Raw genomic sequence first — 22065 nt, 5'->3', positions numbered from 1 at the left:
CTTGCTTATACAATACCTCTCAACACACTTTTCCTTTCTCGCCTCGAGCCTTGCAAAAAGGAACAGGTCTCTTGCTCTGTTTTTTTACAGGCATTCTTAACACACGAAACACGAAGCTCGGCATCTGAAACTCCATTCGAATACTCACTTCCCTCCTCTTACTCTCTGAGCTCTCTGATGATCTGTGGTCCTCTTCTACTCTACGTGGTATAGTTGATGGCGGTCCTAAATCTATCTTTTTTCGGGAGGTCTGTTCATGTCCAGACGCTTCAAATATGTCGTCGTCCTTTTCGTTGCTCTTATCTCCATAACCTTGTTGATTACGGTTGCCATGGCGGAAGAGCGTTCTCTGGTGATCTACTCCAGCGTTGACGAGGAGAACGCCATCAAGATACTTGATGCTTTTACAGCGGACACCGGAATTCAGGTCAAAATGGTCGTCCTCTCCTCCGGTCCTGCTTTGAGTCGTATTGAGGCAGAGAAAACCAATCCTCAGGCGGATCTATGGTTTGGTGCTCCTAACGAGAATCATATTGTCGCCAGGGAAAGAGGGCTCACCCAACCCTACCTTTCCAAGGAGAGCGATGAACTTGCAGCCAACTTCAAAGACCCGGAAGGGTTTTGGTATGCCTTCTATATGAATCCTCTGGGCTTTGGTGTTTTAGATAAGGAGTTGAAGAAGGCCGGGATCCCCGTGCCTGCCTCTTGGGCCGATCTTACCAATCCTGAATACAAGGGTATGATCCAGATGCCGTCTCCACAGTCGTCTGGAACGGCGTACGCCATGCTGCAGACGTTGATGACTGTTTATGGCGAGGATAAGGCCTTCGATTACATGAAAAAGCTCAACCCCAACGTGCAGACCTATACTCAGAGTGGCACGGGGCCCAGCAAAAACCTGGCTATTGGGGAAGCGGACATCGCGATACAGTTTACCCCGGCCTTTCTTAAACTGGTGGATCAGGGATACCCGTCTACGGTCGTATTTCCGGCTGAGGGCGTGGGATACGAGGCTGCAGCCTTGTCGATCCTCAAAGGGGCGAAACACCTACAGGAGGCAAAGGCTCTTGTAGATTGGATCATCTCCAAGAAGGGACAAGAGACTCTCAGTGTTGCGAAGACCTATTTTTTCCCAGTTCGTCCCGATGTTTCCGCCGGCGAGGGGCTTCCTTCTCTTTCGGAGATCAAACTTATCGATTACGACAGAGAAAAGGCTGCGAAGGATAAAAAACGCATCGTGGAACGCTGGGTGACGCAGGTGTTGGGGCAATAGCGGTTACGATCTCGAAGTACTTTGAACGAACCTACCCGGGGGATTTTTCCCCCGGGATTATTTGATTGTAGAGGGATGGTGGTGTCGTGCGGCGAGGGATGAGGCAATGTCGTCTCCTCTTGAGAGATCCGGTGATGGCTTTTTTAATTTTAGCCGTGACCTGTGCTTTGGCACTCTTCGTTCTCTATCCTCTTGGCATGGTCTTCTTCAAAAGCTTTCATGATGCTCAAGGATCTCTGTCGCTAGAACAGTATTTTCGCTTTGGCCGATTTGCCTACCTCAGAAACGCTCTGTGGAATAGCCTTTCTGTGGGTGCCCTTACCGGTCTTATCGGGACTGTCGTCGGCTTTGCGGCAGCTTTGTCCATGGTTAGGATAAATCTGCGCTGGAAAAAGATTCTTCACTTGATTTTTATATTACCTATAATTGCTCCTCCTTTCACCAGCGCTCTGTCGGTTTTGATGCTCTTGGGATCTAACGGTCTGATCACCAGAGGGCTTCTTGGCATACGACACTACTCAATTTATGGTTTTCAGGGAGTTCTCATTTCACAAGTTTTCACTTTTGCTCCAGTTGCCTACTTGACTCTACGTGGTGTCCTTGAGTCGCTCAATCCTACCTTGGAGGATGCAGCTATGAACGTGGGAGCCTCTCGATGGCAGACTTTTTGCAGGGTGACGATTCCTCTCTCCCTCCCTGGTCTTGCAAGCGCCTTTTTGGTGGTCTTTATCGAGTCTCTCGCTGATTTCGGGAACCCCTTGGTCTTGGCAGGAAGTCGCTTCCCCATGCTCGCGACCCAAGCCTATCTCGAAATCACCGGTTCTTTCAACTTGCCTCTTGGGGCAGCTTTGGCTGTTGTACTCCTTTTGCCATCGGTGACGGCTTTCCTTACTCAACGATATTTCCTTAGAAAGAGGCAATACACGACTATTACGGGCAAGCCGGTGGATTCTACGTCTAAGCTGATTGGCCCCGGAGCGAAACGGATACTTCAGGGTATTTTGGCGATTTTGGCTGCCTCGGTTATCCTCTTGTATGGGGTCATCGTTGTAGGAGCTTTTACCAAGGTCTGGGGGTATGATTTTACCCCTACTCTGGCACACCTGCTGTACGCTTTCAAGGTAGGAGGGGAGACGATAAAGGACACCCTCATTGTGGCCCTTCTCTCCACCCCGATCTCCGGCTTTCTTGGTATGCTTATAGCTTTCTTGGTCGTTCGATTCTCCTTCCCAGGTAAGGGGCTTCTTGAGCTTAGCTCCATCCTGAACTTCGCTGTCCCCGGAACGGTTGTTGGTATAGGCTATATCTTGGCTTTCAACAGACCTCCGGTCGTCCTTATCGGGACCTTGAGCATATTGGTGCTCAATTTCGTGTTCCGTTATATCCCTGTTGGCATTCAATCGGGGGTAGCCATTCTCAGGCAGATTGATCCTTCCATAGAGGAGGCCGCCAAAAATGTGGGGGCTGATGGTTTGACGACCTTTCGAAGAGTTACGTTGCCCCTCATTGCTCCAGCCTTTTTCTCCGGGTTGGTCTTTGCCTTTGTCAGGGCTATGACGGCTATAAGTGCTGCTATTTTTCTGGTCTCGGCTCACTGGAACTTGTTAACGGTTCAGATATTGAGCCAAGTGGGGGCGGGGAGGCTTGGCGTGGCTGCGGCTTTCAGCGTTATATTGGTCTGCATTGTTCTCGCTGCCGTGGCAATCATCGGGTGGCTTGTTCCGGGGCGCTCTGGCGGTGCCTCGTCCATTCAGGTTCGAGAGGAGTAGTGGCATGGAGCTTCGTATACAGAGACTCAGTAAGGAGTTCGACGGGTATGATAGTGCCTCTAAGGTTCAGGCCGTTGATTCTGCTGATCTGTTTATCCAGGATGGAGAGCTGGTCACTCTGTTGGGGCCCAGCGGTTGTGGGAAGACAACCCTGCTTCGAATGATCGCTGGATTCGAGGATCCCACGGAGGGGAACATCTATTTTGGTGATCGACGGGTGAACGATGTGGCTCCTAACAAACGGAACGCCACGCTGGTGTTTCAGTCCTATGCTATTTTCCCTCATCTGGACGTGTTCGAGAACGTCGCCTTTGGGCTTCGCCTCAAAAAATTGAGCTCTAAAGTTATACAGGACAAGATGAATCGAGTCGTTGAACTCGTTGGTTTGAAAGGCATGGAGCGAAGGCGTCCTTCCCAGCTTTCGGGAGGGCAGCAGCAGAGAGTCGCCTTGGCCCGAGCCATCGTAATGGAGCCCGAGTTGCTTTTGTTCGACGAGCCACTCTCCAACCTGGATGCTAAACTTCGGGAACAGATGCGCATAGAGATTCGTCGTCTTCAAAAAACCTTGCGGATCACAGCGATCTATGTCACCCACGACCAGGCGGAAGCTATGAGTATCTCAGATAGGGTAGTCGTGATGAGGGATGGGAGGATCGAACAGATCGGCTCTCCAGTGGATCTCTACGCCAAGCCAAGAAATCGTTTTGTCGCCGATTTTATCGGAAAGGCCAACTTCCTAGAGGGAAGAACCGTTTCAGGTGGGATCCTCCTGGGAGGAAAATCTTATGGTCTGACGGAGGCTCCCGATGAGCTCGATACTCTTCGAGAGGTGGTTGTCCGCCCCGAGGCGGTAGGAATCAGCCCGGACGAGGGACAGTTCCCCGGCAAGGTCGTTCGCACCACCTTTTTGGGCAACCTGTTGGAGTATGAGGTCGATTGCCCCGACCTGGGGATACTGGTGGTCCACCAAGTGAATCCGCTGACCGGGGTGCTTTTGGAACCTGGATCGTCCATCGGCGTCTCGCTGAGATCTGAGACGTTGCACCTGTTGGAGAGACCAATGACCTTGTAAATGTTTTTAGAGACTTGACCCCAGCGATGAGTTTAGACTCCAAGCAGCTATGCTTACATCTTGTCTCTTCCAGGTGCTTGTCGTACCATGAAGATATTACGGAGAGGGGGAGAGTCTATGCCTCAGGAGGATAAGGCCCGTGTCGTCCAGGAATATGTTCCGGGGAAACAGGTAACGTTGGCCCACATGATCTGCAATCCCGAACCAGGGTTGTGTTCCCTTATAGGGGTTGAAAGTGTCGGAGCAATCGGGATCATGACTATCACCCCTGGCGAGGGGGCTATTATAGCGGCGGATATCGCCTCTAAGTCGGCTGCGGTGACCATGGACTTCATCGATCGATTCACAGGATGTATCCTGTTTACCGGTGACGTTGGGGCCGTTGAGAGCTCTTTGAACGCTACGGTGAGGACGTTAAAGTCAGTGCTGGGTTTTTTTCCGGCACCAGTGACCATGACATGAAGCCCATCATGGTGGTGGGCCCCACCGGGGCGGGCAAGACAAGTCTGCTCAAGGCTCTGGGGGTGTGGGATCGCGAGGTCAGAAAGACCGAGTCGGTCTGTTTCGGCGGTGAGGCCGTGGACACTCCTGGTGAATTCTACGATATTCCCCGATTTTACCACGCCCTTATCATGACATCGGTCAAGGCAGGACTAATCCTTTTCCTGGCCGATCCCATGAGACACCGTAAGACGCCCCCGGGGTTTGCCCGTGCTCTTCGGGCTCCGGTGATCGGTGTGGTCTCCAAGGTGGATCTGGCCAGTCCTGAGGACGTGGAGGAGGCTAAGAAAAGACTTCTCTCCTCTGGGGTTCGGGAGATCTATCCGGTTTCATGCGTGCGGGGCGATGGTATTGAGAAGCTGGCGGAACGGATCCGCCAGCTTCGGGAGAGAGAGGGACGAAACCGAACCGAGGCACCGGGAGGTCTCCCTTAGACGACGAAAGAGATGAGCCCTCTGTGGGGGGACGGAATGACCGATGTGCTGACGATACCTCCCTCGTCTCCGATCCCTCTCTCGCAGGCTTGAACGGCGCTCTCCACGCTTCCCAGATCACCAGCGATGAGTATAAAACCCTTGCCGCCCAGCCCTCGGGCGATCCGAATCTCCAGAAGATGAATGGATGCCGTCTTGGCAGCCATGTCCCCTGCCTTGATGGCCGCTACGGCCGAAATGGTCTCGACGACCCCCAGAGACGGGATCTCCGGCGTGTCAACGGTCCCGGTGATGGCCGGGGTGACGTCCCTATGAACGTTGGGAATGACATGAGCATCCACGGTAAAGATTCCGCCAACGCTGCTCCCTTTGCTTACGGCGGTGCGAACCTCCTCCACCTCGCCTGAGATAATCGTTATGTACTTACCCGGACAGATAGGTGACGAGAAAAGCAATCGAACGCCCGAGGCTTTCAGCATAGCGTCCGATGCCTCGATCCCTTTGGGTATGGTCTTGAATTCAACCAGACCTATGGCTGTGCTCATGTTCGGCCACCTCCTTTTTTCAGTTCACCGGTCCACCACGATAGCCTTATCGGTCACCGACCGGACGATGCCGTCCACTGAACTGTGAACGTGTGCTGAGACAACCCCCTCTCCCTGAGCCACGAGCTGACCTCGGTGTACCCGATCTCCCGGGGATACCTGGGGTTTGGCTGGAGTGCCGATGTGTTGCTTGAGTAGTAAAGTCACCGACGTTCCTTTCACTGTCAACATCTCATCCAAAGGCGCTTTTTTTTGGGCGTAGGCTGACAGTCCCAGTCGATGAATCAGTTTGCTGGTGGGAAAGCCTCGAAAATCCCGAAAAGGATTGATGGCCTTGGGGCGGTCATCATGAGGGTTTTTGATCCCGACGGCGGCCATCTTGGTTTTAAGCTCCCTGTTGAGTTTCCATGGCTGGAGTCCCATGATGCACGCTATCTCGCACAGGCCGCATTCACAGCACAGGAAGGCCTCGGTGGCAGTCACGTCCTTTTCACACGTTCGATTGTACGCAGCCAGACGCATGAGCTTATCCGGGTGGAGTTTATGTCCCAGGAGATATCGGGGACACACGTCGGTGCAGAGCATACAATGGCAACATGCGATCTTTGCCAGGCGCATCATCTCGTCGATCCTGCGTCCTTTGGAGATCACAAGAGGATGGTCCCGTGGCAGGATCAGGATTCCCTTGGTGGTCTTCGTTACCGGCTCGTCGGGGTTGATGACTAGTCGTCCCATCATGGGGCCGCCGTCCAGAGCCACCCAGTTATCTATGGTGGCTCCGCCGCAGGAGTCTACGACCTGAGCAAAGGAGACGCCCATAGGGACCCTGACGGTCGTCGGTCGGTGAATTTCACCATTGACAGTGAGGAACTTGTCCACAACGGGGTGTCCCTCCATGGCCTCTCCTACGTTGAACAGGGTCTCCATGTTGAGGACGACCACGTCCACTGCTAGAGGAATGCCTCCCTCGGGGACGATTCGCTTGAGGACCTCATAAACCAGGATCTGCTCGTCGCCTGCCGGATACACGTTGGGCAGGGAGTGTGAACAGAGGGTAGGGTGACCCGGAAGGGCGGTCTCAATAGCTTTCATGGCATCGTGGTATTTTGCTTTGAGGGCAAAAATCCCCCCCTTGGCCTTTATAACCTCTACCAGCCGTTCCATGGTTTCCATCAGTTTCCCGGTGTAGGTTGAGGCGATTTGCTGGTCCACCTGGAGAAGAGGTTCGCACTCGGCACCGTTGAGCAGGATGTATTCGCAGGGTTGAGCAAACTTAACGTGGGTTGGGAACCCCGCTCCTCCTGCTCCGACGATACCGGCACTTTGAATGTCGTCCAGGAGCTGAGTCATGAAAATCCCCCTCGTATTGTTTTATTTTCCGAAAACCAGGGTTTTGATGACTACCGGTATCACCCGTCCCTTAGCCAGGGGACGTCCCAGGTCGATGTAGTCGCCGTTGTGGACCGAGATGCCGTCAATGGAGATCACCGCTGTTCCTTCGGGGAGAAAACTGCCTAGGGCGTATCCCAGAGCCTTGGCCATGTCGTTTTCGACGACGACCACCACGAGGTCGTTGTGGCGAAGGTATTCGCTCAGACCTTTTAGGATTCGTTGTCCGTAGCTCTGGACCAGGTCAAAGGAGGGGTTTTTCGTCCCCTTCAGGGCGACAGCCACCACCTGTTGGGGGTCTTTTTCGGTGAACCACTGTATCTTTTGGGACAGTTCGTCCTCCAGTCCCTCGTCGTCTTTGGAGAGTTTGAGGATGGGCAGGTTTTTCACGGGAAGTCGGCTCTCGTCGGAGAACCCGATGGTGCTGCCGCTGATGTCCATGGAGTGGGTTCCGGCACCGACCACAGTAGCCCGGATAGTTTCCTTGGTGGGCAGGACCTTGAAGGTCCTGTACATTGCCGTCTCGGTCACGGCCTGCCCCAGAAGGACGCCTATGTCGCCGTAGGCGAAGAGGCCTCCAGGGGGAATAGCGTTCATGCCGTCGGCCACGCCGCCAGAGAAGGCTACGGCATGAAGCGATGGTATGGACCGCAGGTCGTGGGCTGTCAGGATGTCGCGGAACAGGGGAGACTTGGGTGCCAGTCCCAAGAGCTCGTCGAAGAACCCGGCCATACGCCGAGCCAGGGTTTTGAGATCCTCTGAAGACGCTTTTTGTCCCTCTCGAACGTCGATCCCCAGGGACTGGATGACCGGGCCCATCTTGGGAGCCACGTACGTGACCATGGCGTCATCTTTGTCCAATCGGACGAGTCGGCCGCCGATGTCGAGACAGGTGGTGTCAACCACGTCGCCGTTAGTGAACAGTGCCACGTTGGTGGTACCGCCGCCCATGTCGAAGTTGGCCACGGTGGTTCGGTTGTCCTTGGATGCCTGGGCAGCACCGGAGCCCCGACCTGCCAGAATGGACTCCAGGTCCGATCCTGCCGTGGCCACCACGAAATCCCCTGCCAGGTCGCTCAGGCTCTGGAGGAGGGCCTCTGCGTTCTCCTTTCTGGCGGTCTCACCGGTGATGATGATGGCCCCTGCCGATATATCCTGGGGGCTCATGCCGGCTCGGTTGTATTCCTTGGTGACGATCTGCCGTACACCCTCGGTGTCGATTACAGTGGGGGAGATCAGGGGTGTGAAATAAATGTCGCTGCGGCGGAGGATCTTTTTCTCCACCACCGAGATCCGGGGCACTGACGCCACTCCGGCAGTGTTCTCCACTTCCAGGGCGCTGAATATCAGCTGGGTTGTGCTGGTGCCGATGTCGATGCCCACACTCAGGACCGTCTCGGTCATGGGTGATCTCTCCTTTCCTCAGTACTGCTTATCGTATCCTCGGGGCAGGTGTCTGTAGATCATGACGTAGAGGGTACTGCTCATCCGGTTCAGGGCCGTGAGGATGTCGTTTCGATAGACTGCCCCATCGTCGCCGTGGAAGGCCTGGACTGCCGCCAGCTCTACTTCTCTGACGGCGGTCCTGAGGCTGTTGAGGCCCACACAGAGGGGGCCAATGGTGTAGTGGATTCTCACGTGTCCCATGCCGAAGGTCTTCCTTGGGTTATGAGACATGGAGTGGAGCTCCTCCAGGGAGAGGCCCATTAAAGGGCGATCCTCCAGAGGATGTTCCATGATCTCGGCACTGAGGATAGCCCGGGCAAAGTCCAGTACTTCCTCGAGTTCGTCGGCTAAAGCTTGAGCGCCCAACTCGATGGACCGACATTGGAGCTCCACGATCCGGGCCTGAAAGCTGTCCATCTTCCCCCGAAAAGCGATCCGGGGGTGTTTTTTCGATACCAGACGCTTGCCGTGGATGTGGGTCAGGTGTTCTGGTTTGGAATCGAAGCATCCGCCGTCGGGGCCGATAAACTTCGGGCTATGCCGCTCTTTCTCTTTAACCTCGGCCGGCGGTACCTCAGCGGTCTCTGACGGTCGACCATCCCGAATGACCAACTCGATGTGATGATCCGACAGGTATCCCCGGGCCGATGGGGTGACAATGGTCCCTCGGTCCACCGTGTAGGTGTCGCATGGTCTGTCCCCCAGTTCCTCTCGAAGATGGGTCTCTGTGACGAGCTTCATTCATCTCACCTCCCCGCCACGTATCGCTCTCCTGGTTTTATTGAGAGGCCCAGTCGGCGGGGTAGGTGACAAAGAGGAAACGGGAGTGTTCCGGGGCGCTGAACGATATGGACGAGTTGGCCGGAATGAAAATCACGTCGCCTCGGTGTCCCACGACCTTTCGTCCGTCAATGAGTATTTCCAGGGTTCCGTCGATGATGTAGTCCACCTCGTCATATTTCAAGGTCCACTCGAAGGTCGTTTTGTTCATCTCCATGATGCCGCAGCCTAATCGGGGGCTTTCCTCCAGGGTGACGATATCGGTGAGTTTCACGTCATCGCCCGGTTTCCCTGTGTCAAAGGGTTCAGGATGAACGGTGGCTGCACGGACCGAAAGGATCCCGCTGGGGTCCACCGTCTTCTCAAAGGAAGGATTGCCTTGCGCCAGTGCCTGGACTACCAGACTTCGAACCAGGGCTTCAAGCTCGCATCTGTCCATTCTCGTCTCCTCACTTTTGTTCTGCGACGTTGGCTGGGGTGACCTTGCAGGCCAGGATAACCGCTGTGATACCGCCTACTAACTTGCCAACGATCATTGCGAATATGAGTTCTCGTTCTACACCGGCGGTGAATCCCAGGTGGTCACCGAAAACGAAGGCTGCGCTCACCGCAAAGGCTACGTTGATGACCTTACCCCGCTCGTCCATGTCCTTCATGAGGGTGAACATGGGAATGTTGTTGGCCAGAGTGGCGACCATGCCAGCGGCGGAAACGTCGCCCATACCCAATCTTTTGCCAAAGGCCAGAAGGGGTTGTTTAAAGACCTTGGTGATAAAACTAACCATGGGGAAGGCCCCTGCCAGGACGATAGCGATGGCACCGATGGTGGCGATGGAGTCCGACAGAGGTGCCAATGCCATGGGCGAGCCCTCGGGGAAAAACCGGAAGGGCGAGAGGGCCTCGATAATTCCCATGGCAAGTCCCACTGTGATCAAGGAAACCACACCTTTTCCGAAAAGGGTGAAGCCCTTGATCATGGCGTTGGGGATCAGCTTGAGTCCGGTAGCGATAAGGGCTGAGACGATCACGACCGGGATGAGGTTCACCAGCATCATGGAGATGGTGAACTCACTGCTGAGCATGACCAGACCGCCGGCTACGCAGCCGAGGGGGATCGTGATCATTCCCAGAAGGATGCCCTTGGCCAGGGCTGGATGATCCTTCTTCTCGATGATGCCCAGAGCCACCGGAATGGAGAAGACGATGGTCGGCCCCATCATCGCCCCCAGGATGATCCCGGCGAAGCGCCCTACTGACGGGTTTTCAGCCATCTGCATGGCCAGAGGATAACCGCCCATATCGTTGGCCAACAAGGTGGTGGCGAACATGGACGGATCGGCTCCAACCGCAGTGTACAGAGGAACGATGACTGGCTTGAGGACGGCCGCCAACAGTGGAGCCAGGGTGATGACGCCACCCATAGCCAGCATGAGGGATCCCATAGCCATGAATCCCTCCTCGAATTTTTCACCAAAGCCCAGGCGATTGCCGAGAAACGCTTTGTCCAAGGCTCCCAGAACCATAAAGCCCGTCATGATGTAGAGTATGATGTCGTTGATCCCCATGGAATATGCACCTCCAGCTATGTTGTGTCATGCCTGAAAGGTGAGATTGTTCTCAGGCGTCCAGAAGGGATTCGTCTACCTCAAGGGTGTCGACTATCCCGACGATCACGGCGTCCACCGGGACGTTGCTGTCGGAGAAGATGGTTCGTGCCGAGCTTCCCTGACAGACGATGACGTCCTCTCCGATGCCGGCTCCCACGGCGTCAATTGCCACGAAAGTCCCCTTGGCATGGCTTTGGGTGGGACGAACGACCAGGAATTTCATTCCGGTGAGCCCATCCTCTTTTTTAGTGGCCCAGATATTGCCCACCACCTTGGCGATGATCACCGGTCGGTCTCCAGGCGGGTGATGGTGATGTGCCTGTGCCGCAGTATATCCAGGGCCAGGGGGGTAACCACCGTTTTAGGACCGATCACAAGATCGGTGCAGCTGCCGACACAAAGTTCGTCGATCTCCCTCTGGGAGAGGACTGATCGGCTGGAGAGGTCTACCATGGTGCAACCTGGAACCTGATCGCATTGAGGCCCGCAGATGGAGGGGGCCGTCGTTTGTGTTGGTCTCTGGAATACAGCGCTCAGTTCCTGTCGAGATACGAACCGAGCCCCAAAGGACGACAATCGATGTCTGCATTCCTCGTAGTACCGATAGATGGCCGTGCCTGTTTGGGAGGCCGGTGTATCCAGTATGTAGACTGGGCGTCCTTCCTGAAGTCCGTCCAGAATGGCCGCCGATTCGGAGCCGTATCGAAGTCCCAGAGACGCCAGAACAAGTTGATTCTCCGACAGACACGGCACGATTACGGCCTCGTAGGACTCAAGTTTCACCGTGTCGGCCTCGTAGGCGGGACACTGGGTCAGACGACATTCCGACAGGATGTCAGCTAGGGCCTCATCCGCGCCGACGACCAGGCAGGTCCTTTCGGTTTCGCTTTCGGACGTGTGAAGTCGACGGATCAGTTCTTCCGTTATGGTCTCGATCAGGTGTTCTTGGTCCATTTGCTCTCACTTCCTTCGCAGTTGATGGCGATCCCCAGAGGTGTCACCAAAAAGGGGTGACAGGGGGTAAAAGCGGGGATCCCTGTCTCCTTGGATACGATGGCGTCCAAGCCCTGAAGGGAGCAGGTTCCCCCGACAAGGGTCAGGCAGTCCACAGGAAAACCCTTGATGCTGCTTGCCACGATGTACCCCATCTTCTGAATGACCGGTGTGACCATGGTCAGGACCTCCTTGGATCGCGAGGGGTCTCTCTTGATGACCTCGGCCTCCTGGAGGGATATCCCTCGGTTGCCGGCGATGACCAGCGAGACGTGGATTCCGCCGGTGGGCTCATCGAAGACGCCAAGCACCTTCCCATCGGAGATGATCGATATGCCTGTCGTTCCTCCGCCGATATCTACGATGGCTCCGTCTTTCATTCGGAGTACCGAGTTAGCCGCCGTTGGTTCGTCCAGTACATTGGAGACTTTGAGTCCGGCGGCTTCAGCTACGTATCGGTGGGTAGCAGAATCCCGTTCGCCTGTTCCCGGAGGGACAGCGATGGCTGAGGAGGTTAGATTCACCTTGATAGTTTGCTCCAGGGCCTCTTTGAGTCGGTGGACTATGGTCACGGCTCCGCTGTAGTCAACCACAAGACCGTCCCGGATCACCGAGGCTTCCTCCATTTCCCAGGCTATCGGTCGATTATCCCGGTCCAGAACGACCAGGACGATAGACGATGTTCCCAAGTCGACCCCGACCTTCAAAGGTTCCTGCCCGGATAGCAAAGGAGACGCCCCTAGGCGGTGTCGGTAGAGCTCCTCTATGGCTCGATTTGCGTTACCCAGGCCGGTCATGGTCGTGTCTTCATCAGATACTGGAGGACGGGCCGCTTCCCTCCAGCTTAGGGAGGATAAACTCGACCTCGCCGTGAGGTCTTGGAATCACGTGGACTGAAATGAGCTCTCCGATCTTGCCTGCAGCGGCCGCTCCAGCGTCGGTAGCTGCCTTGACGGCCCCCACATCGCCCCGGACCATAACGGTGACCAATCCGCCTCCCACATGGACTTTACCGATGAGTGTGACGTTGGCTGCTTTCACCATGGCGTCGGCAGCCTCGATGGAGCCCACGAGCCCCTTGGTCTCAATCATTCCCAGTGCCTGCATCCCGTTGTTCATGACGTTGCCTCCCTTATTGTCTTCAGCGATGTCTATTTGAGCGCTAGTCGTACTTCGAGCTGGTCGACGATCTCCTTGACCAGATCATCGATCCGGCTGTCGGTGGTCCGAGATTCACCAGATTGTCGCTTCTCGAGACGAAGATCTCCGATCTCCCGGATGCCCCAAGCTACCCGGCGGATGTTCAACAGGTGCATAGGGCCCACATTATCGGATGTAGCGTTGTGCCCGGCAGCGCCACATCCCAAGGTGAGAGATGGCAGGAGATTGGTCGTGGCTCCAACAGCTGCGAGGGACGAACCGGCGTTGACGATCAAACGGGAGACCGGTTTTCTGAGTCCGAACTCTCGAACGATGGATTCATCGGCCGTGTGGATGGCCAGAGAGTGTCCCGCCCCCTCGAACTCCAGGAGCTCGATGCATCGCTCGCAGCATCGTTCCCAGCCATCAGCCCAGTAAAACGCAAGGATGGGGCAGAGCTTCTCGTGGGAGAAAGGATAATCGTTGCCCACTCCCTCCTGGGGAGCCAGTAGTACTCGGATCTCAGACGGCACATAAATTCCTGCCAGCTCAGCGATCACCTGAGGGCTTCGTCCCACTGTCCGGGCGTTCATGGTTCCCGACGGGGAGAGGATGACAGAGGCTACCTTAGCGGCCTCCTCGGGGGATAGAAAATAGCCCCCCTGTTTTCGGAACTCGGCCTCCACGGAGGATCGGATGGGCTCGTCCACCACGACAGACTGTTCCGAGGCGCAGATGGTGCTGTAATCGAAAGTTTTGCTCTCGATGATTCGCCTCACCGCTGTGGGGATATCGGCGGTTCGTTCGATGAATGCCGGAGAGTTCCCGGGTCCCACTCCCAGGGCGGGTGTCCCCGAGCTATAGGCGGCATGGACCATCTCTGCCCCACCGGTTGCCAATATCATGGAGATATCCCGGTGTCTCATGAGCTCTGTTGTACCGTCTTTGGTCGGGAGGGAGAGACATCCCACCAATCCCTCAGGACCTCCGGCCTCTTGGATCGCGTCGGAGAGGATCCGGACTGTCTCCATGATACATTGCTTGGCCGCTGGATGAGGAGAGAAGATTATTCCATTGCCGGCCTTAACAGCGATCATGGCCTTGAAGATGGTTGTGGACGTGGGGTTGGTGGAAGGGATAAGGCCTGCCACAATTCCTAGTGGCGAGGCGATCTCCAGGATCTTTTTTTCTCTGTCCTCCCGGATGATCCCCACGGTGCTCATGCCCAATGTGCTTCGGTGGGTTCCCCGGGCGGCGAAAATGTTTTTAAGGGTTTTATCCTCCCACCGACCGAACCCCGTCTCTTCGTGGGCCATCTTTGCCAGATGCTCGGCGTTGTCTTCGCCTGCTTGGGCCGCGGCTCTCACCAGATTGTCGATCTCGTTCTGCCCCATGACGGCTATCTGCCGTTGGGCTTTTTTTGCCTGAGCGACCAGAATTCTGGTCTCCTGTATGGAGAGAAGATCTCGGTCTTTTAAAGAGACCACAGGCTTCACCTCTTTTCCTTACTTGCGTACAGCGTCCTCAGTTCCCGAATCAATTGGGCCTTATTGGCAAACCGAATCTCCTTTTTGGTCATGGAGGTCAACCCCTCGTTTCGTGCCAGACGACGCAGGTTCATGACCGTCATAGACTCCAGGTCCCGTCGATTTTGCTTGTCGTTGTTGACCTCAAACCTCTCTTCCGGGGTCGGTTCGTCCGTTCTCTGTGTCTCGTCTCTCTTTTCGGGAACCGCAAATTCGATACGTGCGGACCTCTCCTCTCGTTCGGGTTCGGAAATTTGGGGAGACACCAAGGGCCAAGCCTGATCCGCGAGCCTGGGGATGACATGGGTTGTAGAGGAGATTTTCAGCCGGGTCACCGACGCTGCCGCCGCGTCTACTGCGGCCCGAACGGCCGCTACATCTCCCGTGATGCAGACGGTGACCAACCCTCCCCGAACCTTTATCACCTGAAGTAACGAGACCGAGGCACATTTCAAGGCACTGTCGGCTGCCTCCACAGCTCCCAACATCCCCAAGGTCTCGATCATTCCGATAGCTGTCCTCATGGAACCGCTCCCGGTGCTTGTCCGATGTCTAGTAGAGTACTGGGTTCTCAGCGACGAAGATCACCGCTTGGGCAAAGGCGTCGCAGGCTGCTTTGCATGCTGATTGCGAACCCGTGAGCAGCCCCCCAGCGAAGTTGGTCTCTGACGGGGGGGCGAATAAAGTGGCCATCCTGACGTCAGCGGCCTTCAGAGCTGCGTCCACTGCGTACATAGCCTCAAGGGGAGGGGCGATGAGGTAGGCCAGAGCTTCGCCCTCGGTAATGCCTGCCGTCTCCGACAGATAGCTTCCGGTTCGGGAGATACAGTGGGCGTAGTAGGGGATGGTGTCATCCTCGTTGGCCGAGATGAACCACGCTTCATTTTCGATGAAGTCAGCCAAGGCGTTCAGACCACTTCTGACCTCGGCAGGGTTGGGCCCCGCCAGGATACCGATGATCTCCCCTGCAAGTTTGGTGTTGGCGTTAGCGGCACCTCCGTAGAAAGACTTGGCGTAGACCACCTTGACGTCGGCCTTTTTGGTGGCCTCATCCAAGGCGGTGTAGGTCACGTCGTCACAGTCGGCGGTCACTAGTCCCAAACTTCGCTGGTCCGTCCGAAGCCCCAGGGATGCGGCCAGGTCCGGGTTTACGTTAGGAATGATTTTGATGCTCAGGAGCGTCGTCTTTAAAGGATCGCCTTTCATAGGTCTCCCTCCCGTTTCCTTAGAGTTTCAGGTCGATACCACTGACCTTCTTTTCGAGCATGAGCTTGATGATGTCGGCGATGTAGCCGCCAGCCTCGACCGCAGGAGTCCCTCCTGCGTGGATGTTGGAGACCACGGTCCGACGGGCCTCGGCCATCCCCACGGTTCCCTTGTACGTGATGTAGGCCGACATACTCTCGGCAGTGACTAACCCAGGCCGCTCGCCTATGAGGACGCACACCACCTCAGATCCGGTAACCTCCGAGATCACGTCCATGGCAGGAACCCGGCCGTACTTGACGAAAAACGGGTTCCCCAGGCTGACGCCGTGTCGGTCCAAGCCCTGGGTGATGGATTTCATGGTGTCCATGGCGTTGGTCGTAACTGCCGTGGAGCTGAGACCGTCAGAAACGTAGACCAGAACTTTGGATGAAGTTCCTGCGATTTTTTCGATGATTTTCTTGGCATCGTCGGAGAACTGCCGTCCCAGGTCGGGACGGGTGATGAACTCGTCCTTGCTCGTGCACTGTGTCTGGATAGCCTCCAAGCCGTTAGCCTCCAGGAATTCATCGGAGACATCACTGAAGACGGCGTCTTGGGCTGCCGCATGATCTGCCCTAAATCGCAGATATGTCTCAGTTTTGTATCGGGGCCCAGCTCGCCAGACGCCGATCCGAGCCGGGGTGGAAAGCTTCATGGCCAACAGGGTTTCCCCGTCCTTGGGATGGGGGACCAACATCTGTTTCCTCAGATCGATCTCCGTCAGATCCGGGAGCCCTTCGTCCTCGATGGTCGAGACGGCATCTTTTTGTTCATGAGAAGTTGTCGTCTCCTCAGATTCTGTAGGCACCTCAGATGCCATGGACACTTCTGGCTCTGAAGATGCCTCAGTCGCTGTAGATTTCCCGGCATCGTCCACCGGTGAAGTCTGTCGAGGCTCGTTCTCTTTTACTTTCATCTCTGAGGAGGCGCTCATCTCAGAGAGAATCTGTGCCACCATGGTCTTGATGTCTTTCTCGGTTACCACCGTTCTCACCCCTTGCCTAAGGTTTACCGATCAGGGAAGAAGAGCGACGCATCACCGGCCTTCTTTGTCAGAATGCCGTTTTCGGTGATACCCCATCGTTCCAGCCAACGGTCGAACTCCCTGATGGGGCGGACTTTCAGAAGCTGGCGTAGGGACGCCGTTTCGTGATATCCGGTACACTGATAGTTGAGCATAACGTCGTCGCCGTGAGGAATGCCCATAAAGTAATTGCAACCTGCCGACGTAAGCAGGATGGCCAGGTTCTCAATGTCGTTCTGGTCGGCCTTCATGTGGTTGGTGTAACAAGCGTCGCATCCCATGGAGATTCCCGTGAGCTTGCCCATAAAATGATCTTCCAGGCCAGCCCGGATAACCTGGCGACTGTCGTAAAGGTACTCAGGGCCGATGAATCCTACGACTGTGTTAACGAGGAAAGGCCGGAACCGCTTGGCAAAGCCGTAACATCTTGCCTCCATTGTCACCTGGTCCGCTCCGGCGTGAGCATTGGAGGAAAGCTCGGCTCCCTGCCCGGTCTCGAAGTACATCACGTTGGGACCTACGGAGGTTCCCTCCTTGAGCACCAGATCCAGAGCTTCGGCCAGCATGGCTCCTGTGAGGCCGAAAGCTTCGTTTCCTTTCTCCGATCCGGCGATGCTCTGGAAAACCATGTCGGTGGGTGCTCCTTTGTGGATAGCTTCCATCTGAGTCGTTACGTGGGCCAGGACGCAGATTTGGGTCGGAATCTCGTAGGTCTCCTTGATTTCCTGGAACTTGAGCAGAACCTTCTTAACACTTTCGGTGCTGTCATCCACCGGGTTCAAACCGATGACGGCATCTCCCACGCCATAGGAGAGCCCCTCGAACAGGGATGTGGTGATCCCCTCTATATCGTCGGTTGGGTGGTTAGGCTGTAGTCGAGCAGCCAGAGTTCCGGGTAGCCCGATGGTCGTGTTACAGTGTGCCGAGATTCGTATCTTGCTGGCTCCGTAGATCAGGTCCATATTGCCCATGAGTTTAGCCACACCAGCGATGACCTCGCTGGTGAGTCCCCGACTTATCCGCTTAATGTCCTCTCCGGTGGTCTCGTTGGAGAGAATCCACTCTCGAAGGTCAGATATAGTCCAGTTCTTGATCTCGTTGTAGATCCGTTCGTTTACGTCATCCTGGATAATCCGAGTGACCTCGTCGTCCTCGTAAGGGACTACTGGGTTGTTCCTCAGGTCCGAGATCATCAGGTTGGCCAGGACGTGTTTGGCCGCAATCCGTTCTTCCATGGACTCGGCGATAATTCCCGCCAGTCGGTCGCCGGACTTCTCCTCGTTCGCCTTAGCCAGGACCTCTTTGACGCTCTTGAACTGGTATGTATGGCCAAAGAGGGTCGTCTTGAGCTTCACCGCTGCCTCACCTCCTGGTATGGTTCTGACGCCTTGCTTTCGTGAGACCTTGGCACTAAAAAAACAAGACCCCCTCGAGCAAAGCGATAACCGCATTGCCGACGGAGGCCTCAAGTCCGCGTAAGGCTCCATAGATCTTCGTCCACGACCAGTCTCCTGGGTTGCCGTCCTCCTTCCTCCGTCCCTTCCCGGGTAGGAACCCGGTGGTTGACGGGGTCGTCAGGCTTACAGTGGCGGGTCCCCTCCGGATTTGCACCGGATTCCAGTTTGTCGTTGACGATCTGTCCTTCTGCTTGTGCTTTGAAAGCCGTTCGTCATCGTTTTTTTCGGGAATATCGCTCTCCTTTCCCGTCTCCTTCAGAGGAGGAGGAAGATACTGTTGTTTTTTCTTCAAAAAAGGCCTCAAGTTCTTATCGGACATTTCCATATCCCTTGATGCCCAACCTCCGATATACCGCTATCCTCATCTTGTTGAAGAGGTATTCTGGTGAATAGTAGAGTCGTCAGGCCCCTACGGCAAGGGCTTAAGATTTCAGTTTATTGTCGAGTGGCGAATACTTTCCCACAGATATTTTGAGAATGTACTCACAAAGATCATATACTCCTACCCTCGTTCATGTCAAGAAGAATTGTCGTTCCCCAATGATAATCTCCTCCTCTAATTGTTCAGAGAGAATCTCGTCTTTCAGCTCGGATATGAATCGTTCACTGCACCCAAGGTAAGCTTTCAAAACGCACGACTCGGAAAAGCAGACAGGCGAGACGCTGAGCAAGCTGTACCGGGAGAAACGTCACGATTTTTAATTTCTTGAAGTTCTAATGACAACCTGAAGGGGCTTGAGAGTATTGGTAGAGGCAAATAAGGCGTTCAGATGCAAAGCGAGATCCCATCGTGCTCATCAGGGTACGGAGAGGGAAGTGCATCACAGGAAGAAGTTGCGATATTCATATTGATTTTTCTAACTTGTGGGTGTGACAAGGTATTTATCAAATTTTTTAACTCTTCGGAGTGCTTTCCTACATTTAAGTAGATAACCCCCTCTATATTTGCAGAATGGTGAAATAGCTTTATATAGGCTCCAGCAGAGCTTTTTGTTATTTCTAGTGTAATAATGCCTTGGAAGCTGTCATGTAGCCTGACTTCTTCGATGTCTTGCATATGTATTTCCAACAATGGCATACCAAAGAGAATGCTTTGAATGAAGATTCTTTCATTAGTGATAAATAGGCTCGCAAAATTAAATCCACAAATGTTTTTTATAGGTTGTCTGCCTATAAATGTCCAGGTGTAGGATTTTGATTTTCGTGGAATGAGCAGTAAGGGGCCTAATATTTTATTTTTTCTCGTGATAATGCATTCGCGTTGATTTTTAGATAGAATTTCTTTTATATTTTTCATGTTTGTGCCTTGACTATCCCGATAAGTAAAATATATCCACAAAAGGGCTCCCAAGAAAAAATCAAATGATATGAAAAAAATGAGTGAGCCTAAGAGGCTGTTTTTCGTTGATAGATATGACCCTAAAAAATAAAGTCCGATAGCCGCCCAGATGCAGGTTAGAATTATATAGATATGAAACAAAATGCACCTTAATAGTCGTCTTTTTATAACAGCGATAAGTATAATTATCAAAATAAAAACTGTAATTTGCTTAGACTGCATTCTTTTTCCTCCTGATAAAATTATACGTAATGGTGGAATTTTTAAAAGATATATTTTGATAAATATATTACGAGACAGGGAAGCGTCACCTCATCCTGTATCATGTCATTGTGTCAAGCTTCGACAAAGATCGTTTCCTCTTTCTTTCCTCTTGCTCCCGATACGTGCGGGTATACTTTCATGTGAGAGGCATCAATCATGAGCTATTTAAAATCAGGATCGACAACGAGCTTTTCCAGATCAGGATCGACAACGAGCTTTTCCAGTAGTGGCAGAAGCGGCGACGGGTATTCTTCCAGTCCCCATAGTGTCGATACTTCACGACGGCAGGTCAAAAATACGAACCTCGAATGGGCTCCGTCGAAACGACCTGAGGCGAGTTTCTGAGTACTTAGAGGTCCCCTGTCTGTAACCAAAGAGATACCTTCTTGCTTACTCCAAGGCGAGAAGCCTCCCCTATTTACCATCGTCTCTTCCAGTATACCCCTGTCGATAGCCAAGATCTTTTCGCTTCCTGTATGTTCAAGAAACTATCTCTTTTTGTTTGACTCTTCTGACATATAGGCATATTTTTCCCCTCTCCCATGGCACCTTTGTTCCATATACATATATTGACAACTCAAATAGTGTGGTGTATCATGCTTCGTGCTTGTGCCCCAAGCATTTGCATCGTGAGTCGTTAGCTCAGTCGGTAGAGCACCGGACTTTTAATCCGGGTGTCGTGGGTTCGAATCCCACACGACTCACCAAGCGGTCCCATCGTCCAGGGGTCTAGGACACCGCCCTTTCACGGCGGCGACGCGGGTTCAAATCCCGCTGGGACCGCCATTGCCGGTGTAGCTCAGTTGGTAGAGCAGCGCACTCGTAATGCGCAGGTCTGCGGTTCAAGTCCGCACACCGGCTCCAGAATAAAAAAGCCCAGAGCTTTTGATGCTCTGGGCTTTTTTATCTGGATATTTACAAGGCTGCTCCCTGTCTTTTTAGAGAGGTCTCAGCCCTTGTTGGGACTCTTGTACTCGGAAGCGATTGGACTTCTCCCTGAGATCAGTGATCAGCTTGGAGAGTTCCTCCATTTGTTCGTTAATGTGGAATATAGCCGCTGTCTGTTCCTTCACGGAGGTAGTGATTTCCTCAGTGGCCCCTGCCGTTTTCTGGCTGACCGAGGAGATGTAGCTGATGGTGCCGGTAGTGGTTCCCTTAATTTGATTAAGGGTATCCAGACTTTCAGTTGCTTTGTCGATCTCCGAGACGGTCTCGGCCGTTGATTCGACAATTTCTTGGTAAACTTCTCTGGCTCCGTCTAGGGATATATTGGCTGCCTCGATGATTTTGCTCGTTTTTTCCATATCTGTCTCGGTTTCCCGGATGATGTCAGTGATGTCCTCAATGATCTTTTGGATCTCGTTGGTTGCCTCGGTAGACTGTTCGGCCAACTTCCGGACCTCCTCGGCAACCACGGCGAATCCCCTGCCAGCATCTCCTGCCCTGGCTGCTTCAATAGCGGCATTCAGGGCAAGGAGGTTGGTTTGCTCCGATATACTGTTAATGGTTACCACGATACTCCCGATTTTACCCGATTTGTCGGCTAGGTTTTTTATGCCAAGTGCAACCTTCTTTTCGGCCTGAGTACTCTCTTGGAAGTGGGTACTCAGCTCTTCCATGGCTTGGATGCCCCTGGTGTTTTGTTCTTTCATCATGTTGGTGTTCTTGTTGATTGAACTGATTTTCGCAGTAATATCCCCAATACGGGGTTCCAGCTCGATTATGGAGTTCAGGGCCCCTTCTGCTTTTTCTGCCAGCTCTTCTGTTTCCGTTGCGATGTTTACGATAGCCTTGGATATCTTGTCGCTGGACATGTGGGCCTCGTTGGTGTAGCTTGCTACCTCTTCAGAGGTCTTTGTCACCATATTCACCGATTCTAGAATGTTAAGGATGATCTCTCTGAAGTTTGTGACCATGGTGTTAAAGTTGGTGGATATTTGACCGATCTCGTCGGCGTGACGAACTCTCAGGGAATGTATCAGTTCGCCATCGGCCACTTTTTTGATGGTTTTAGGCATCTCCTGAAGAGGCCTCTTGATTCGCCGGTATTCCGTGACGAAAAGGAGGATGATCAGGAACATAGATACCCCGAGAAAGAAGGAGAGGGAGATGAGAAGGATATTTTGGGTCCGGGTGTGTTTTTTGACCAATGTGCCAGTTTGTTGTTCTATAAGGGACAAAAAATCTTTCATAGGTGCCATGATTTTTGCCTTGTTAAGGTGGTATGCTTTGTCGTGGGTGATTCGAATGGCGAACTC

At 53.8% G+C, this 22065-nt stretch carries 22 protein-coding genes, 3 tRNA genes and 1 riboswitch; of the genes, 8 read left to right on the top strand and 17 right to left on the bottom strand.

The window, feature by feature from the left end; genetic code table 11:
* Positions 1–256: 256 nt before the first annotated feature.
* The 5 genes from CSA35_01290 to CSA35_01270 all read left to right on the top strand — a co-directional run bounded on the left by CSA35_01290 (position 257) and on the right by CSA35_01270 (position 5049).
* On the top strand, positions 257–1273 hold the full coding sequence (locus CSA35_01290; protein ID PIE55390.1) for an ABC transporter substrate-binding protein: 1017 nt from the start codon (positions 257–259) through the stop codon (positions 1271–1273).
* A gap of 98 nt (positions 1274–1371) precedes the next feature.
* The gene (locus CSA35_01285; protein ID PIE55392.1) at positions 1372–3042 is read left to right on the top strand and encodes an ABC transporter permease; all 1671 of its coding nucleotides are present in this window, start codon (positions 1372–1374) and stop codon (positions 3040–3042) included.
* 4 nt (positions 3043–3046) lie between these two features.
* Positions 3047–4114 carry a polyamine ABC transporter ATP-binding protein gene (locus CSA35_01280; GenBank protein ID PIE55389.1) on the top strand — a complete coding sequence of 356 codons (1068 nt, stop codon included), beginning with the start codon at positions 3047–3049 and terminating at the stop codon, positions 4112–4114.
* A gap of 117 nt (positions 4115–4231) precedes the next feature.
* Entirely contained in the window at positions 4232–4576 is a 345-nt protein-coding gene (locus CSA35_01275) for a microcompartment protein (protein PIE55388.1), read from the top strand.
* Positions 4573–5049, top strand: a complete 477-nt coding sequence (locus tag CSA35_01270; GenBank protein PIE55387.1) for an ethanolamine utilization protein — start codon at positions 4573–4575, stop codon at positions 5047–5049. Before CSA35_01275 ends, CSA35_01270 begins: the two co-directional genes overlap by 4 nt.
* Here CSA35_01270 and CSA35_01265 read toward each other — a convergent pair.
* From CSA35_01265 to CSA35_01190, 16 genes are all read right to left on the bottom strand, one after another.
* A complete protein-coding gene (locus tag CSA35_01265; protein ID PIE55386.1) occupies positions 5046–5594 on the bottom strand; it encodes a propanediol utilization protein in 549 nt (182 codons plus the stop codon). The two genes, CSA35_01270 and CSA35_01265, sit on opposite strands and share 4 nt — an antisense overlap.
* 24 nt (positions 5595–5618) lie before the next feature.
* The gene (locus tag CSA35_01260; GenBank protein ID PIE55385.1) at positions 5619–6944 is read right to left on the bottom strand and encodes an electron transport complex protein RnfC; all 1326 of its coding nucleotides are present in this window, start codon (positions 6942–6944) and stop codon (positions 5619–5621) included.
* 21 nt (positions 6945–6965) lie between these two features.
* Positions 6966–8387 (bottom strand): ethanolamine ammonia-lyase reactivating factor EutA, encoded by a 1422-nt coding sequence (locus CSA35_01255; GenBank protein ID PIE55384.1) that lies wholly within the window; start codon positions 8385–8387, stop codon positions 6966–6968.
* Between the two features lie 18 nt (positions 8388–8405).
* Entirely contained in the window at positions 8406–9170 is a 765-nt protein-coding gene (locus tag CSA35_01250; GenBank protein PIE55383.1) for a cobalamin adenosyltransferase, read from the bottom strand.
* A gap of 37 nt (positions 9171–9207) precedes the next feature.
* The gene (locus CSA35_01245) at positions 9208–9648 is read right to left on the bottom strand and encodes an ethanolamine utilization protein (GenBank protein ID PIE55382.1); all 441 of its coding nucleotides are present in this window, start codon (positions 9646–9648) and stop codon (positions 9208–9210) included.
* Positions 9649–9658: 10 nt separating this feature from the next.
* The gene (locus CSA35_01240; protein PIE55381.1) at positions 9659–10774 is read right to left on the bottom strand and encodes an ethanolamine utilization protein EutH; all 1116 of its coding nucleotides are present in this window, start codon (positions 10772–10774) and stop codon (positions 9659–9661) included.
* A gap of 52 nt (positions 10775–10826) precedes the next feature.
* Entirely contained in the window at positions 10827–11102 is a 276-nt protein-coding gene (locus CSA35_01235) for an ethanolamine utilization protein EutN (GenBank protein PIE55380.1), read from the bottom strand.
* Positions 11099–11770, bottom strand: coding sequence for a hypothetical protein (locus tag CSA35_01230; GenBank protein ID PIE55379.1), 672 nt, complete (start codon positions 11768–11770; stop codon positions 11099–11101). Before CSA35_01230 ends, CSA35_01235 begins: the two co-directional genes overlap by 4 nt.
* On the bottom strand, positions 11752–12606 hold the full coding sequence (locus CSA35_01225; protein ID PIE55378.1) for an ethanolamine utilization protein EutJ: 855 nt from the start codon (positions 12604–12606) through the stop codon (positions 11752–11754). The genes CSA35_01230 and CSA35_01225 overlap by 19 nt, the downstream gene beginning before the upstream one ends.
* 13 nt (positions 12607–12619) lie before the next feature.
* The gene (locus CSA35_01220; GenBank protein ID PIE55377.1) at positions 12620–12928 is read right to left on the bottom strand and encodes an ethanolamine utilization microcompartment protein EutM; all 309 of its coding nucleotides are present in this window, start codon (positions 12926–12928) and stop codon (positions 12620–12622) included.
* 32 nt (positions 12929–12960) lie between these two features.
* Positions 12961–14436: an acetaldehyde dehydrogenase (acetylating) gene (locus CSA35_01215; protein ID PIE55376.1), complete on the bottom strand. Its 1476-nt coding sequence runs from the start codon at positions 14434–14436 to the stop codon at positions 12961–12963.
* A gap of 5 nt (positions 14437–14441) precedes the next feature.
* Positions 14442–14999, bottom strand: a complete 558-nt coding sequence (locus CSA35_01210; GenBank protein PIE55375.1) for an ethanolamine utilization protein — start codon at positions 14997–14999, stop codon at positions 14442–14444.
* 28 nt (positions 15000–15027) lie between these two features.
* Positions 15028–15681: a microcompartment protein EutL gene (locus CSA35_01205; protein PIE55374.1), complete on the bottom strand. Its 654-nt coding sequence runs from the start codon at positions 15679–15681 to the stop codon at positions 15028–15030.
* Between the two features lie 19 nt (positions 15682–15700).
* Positions 15701–16639 carry an ethanolamine ammonia-lyase gene (locus CSA35_01200; protein ID PIE55391.1) on the bottom strand — a complete coding sequence of 313 codons (939 nt, stop codon included), beginning with the start codon at positions 16637–16639 and terminating at the stop codon, positions 15701–15703.
* A gap of 92 nt (positions 16640–16731) precedes the next feature.
* On the bottom strand, positions 16732–18102 hold the full coding sequence (locus tag CSA35_01195) for an ethanolamine ammonia lyase large subunit (GenBank protein ID PIE55373.1): 1371 nt from the start codon (positions 18100–18102) through the stop codon (positions 16732–16734).
* A gap of 128 nt (positions 18103–18230) precedes the next feature.
* Positions 18231–18402: riboswitch (cobalamin riboswitch) on the bottom strand.
* Between the two features lie 568 nt (positions 18403–18970).
* Positions 18971–19765, bottom strand: a complete 795-nt coding sequence (locus CSA35_01190) for a hypothetical protein (GenBank protein PIE55372.1) — start codon at positions 19763–19765, stop codon at positions 18971–18973.
* Between the two features lie 673 nt (positions 19766–20438).
* Here CSA35_01190 and CSA35_01185 point away from each other — a divergent pair.
* The 3 genes from CSA35_01185 (at position 20439) to CSA35_01175 (ending at position 20671) form a co-directional block, all read left to right on the top strand.
* Positions 20439–20514, top strand: a tRNA-Lys gene (locus CSA35_01185).
* A 3-nt stretch (positions 20515–20517) separates the two neighbouring features.
* Positions 20518–20593 (top strand) — tRNA-Glu (locus CSA35_01180).
* A 2-nt stretch (positions 20594–20595) separates the two neighbouring features.
* Positions 20596–20671: transfer RNA gene (locus CSA35_01175), tRNA-Thr, on the top strand.
* Between the two features lie 74 nt (positions 20672–20745).
* Here CSA35_01175 and CSA35_01170 read toward each other — a convergent pair.
* The coding region (locus tag CSA35_01170) for a hypothetical protein (protein ID PIE55371.1) at positions 20746–22065 on the bottom strand (1320 nt) is incomplete at its 5' end.

Origin of the sequence: Dethiosulfovibrio peptidovorans (assembly GCA_002748665.1) — a bacterium.
GTDB lineage: Bacteria > Synergistota > Synergistia > Synergistales > Dethiosulfovibrionaceae > Dethiosulfovibrio > Dethiosulfovibrio peptidovorans_A.
This window is presented reverse-complemented; position numbering and strand designations above follow the sequence as displayed.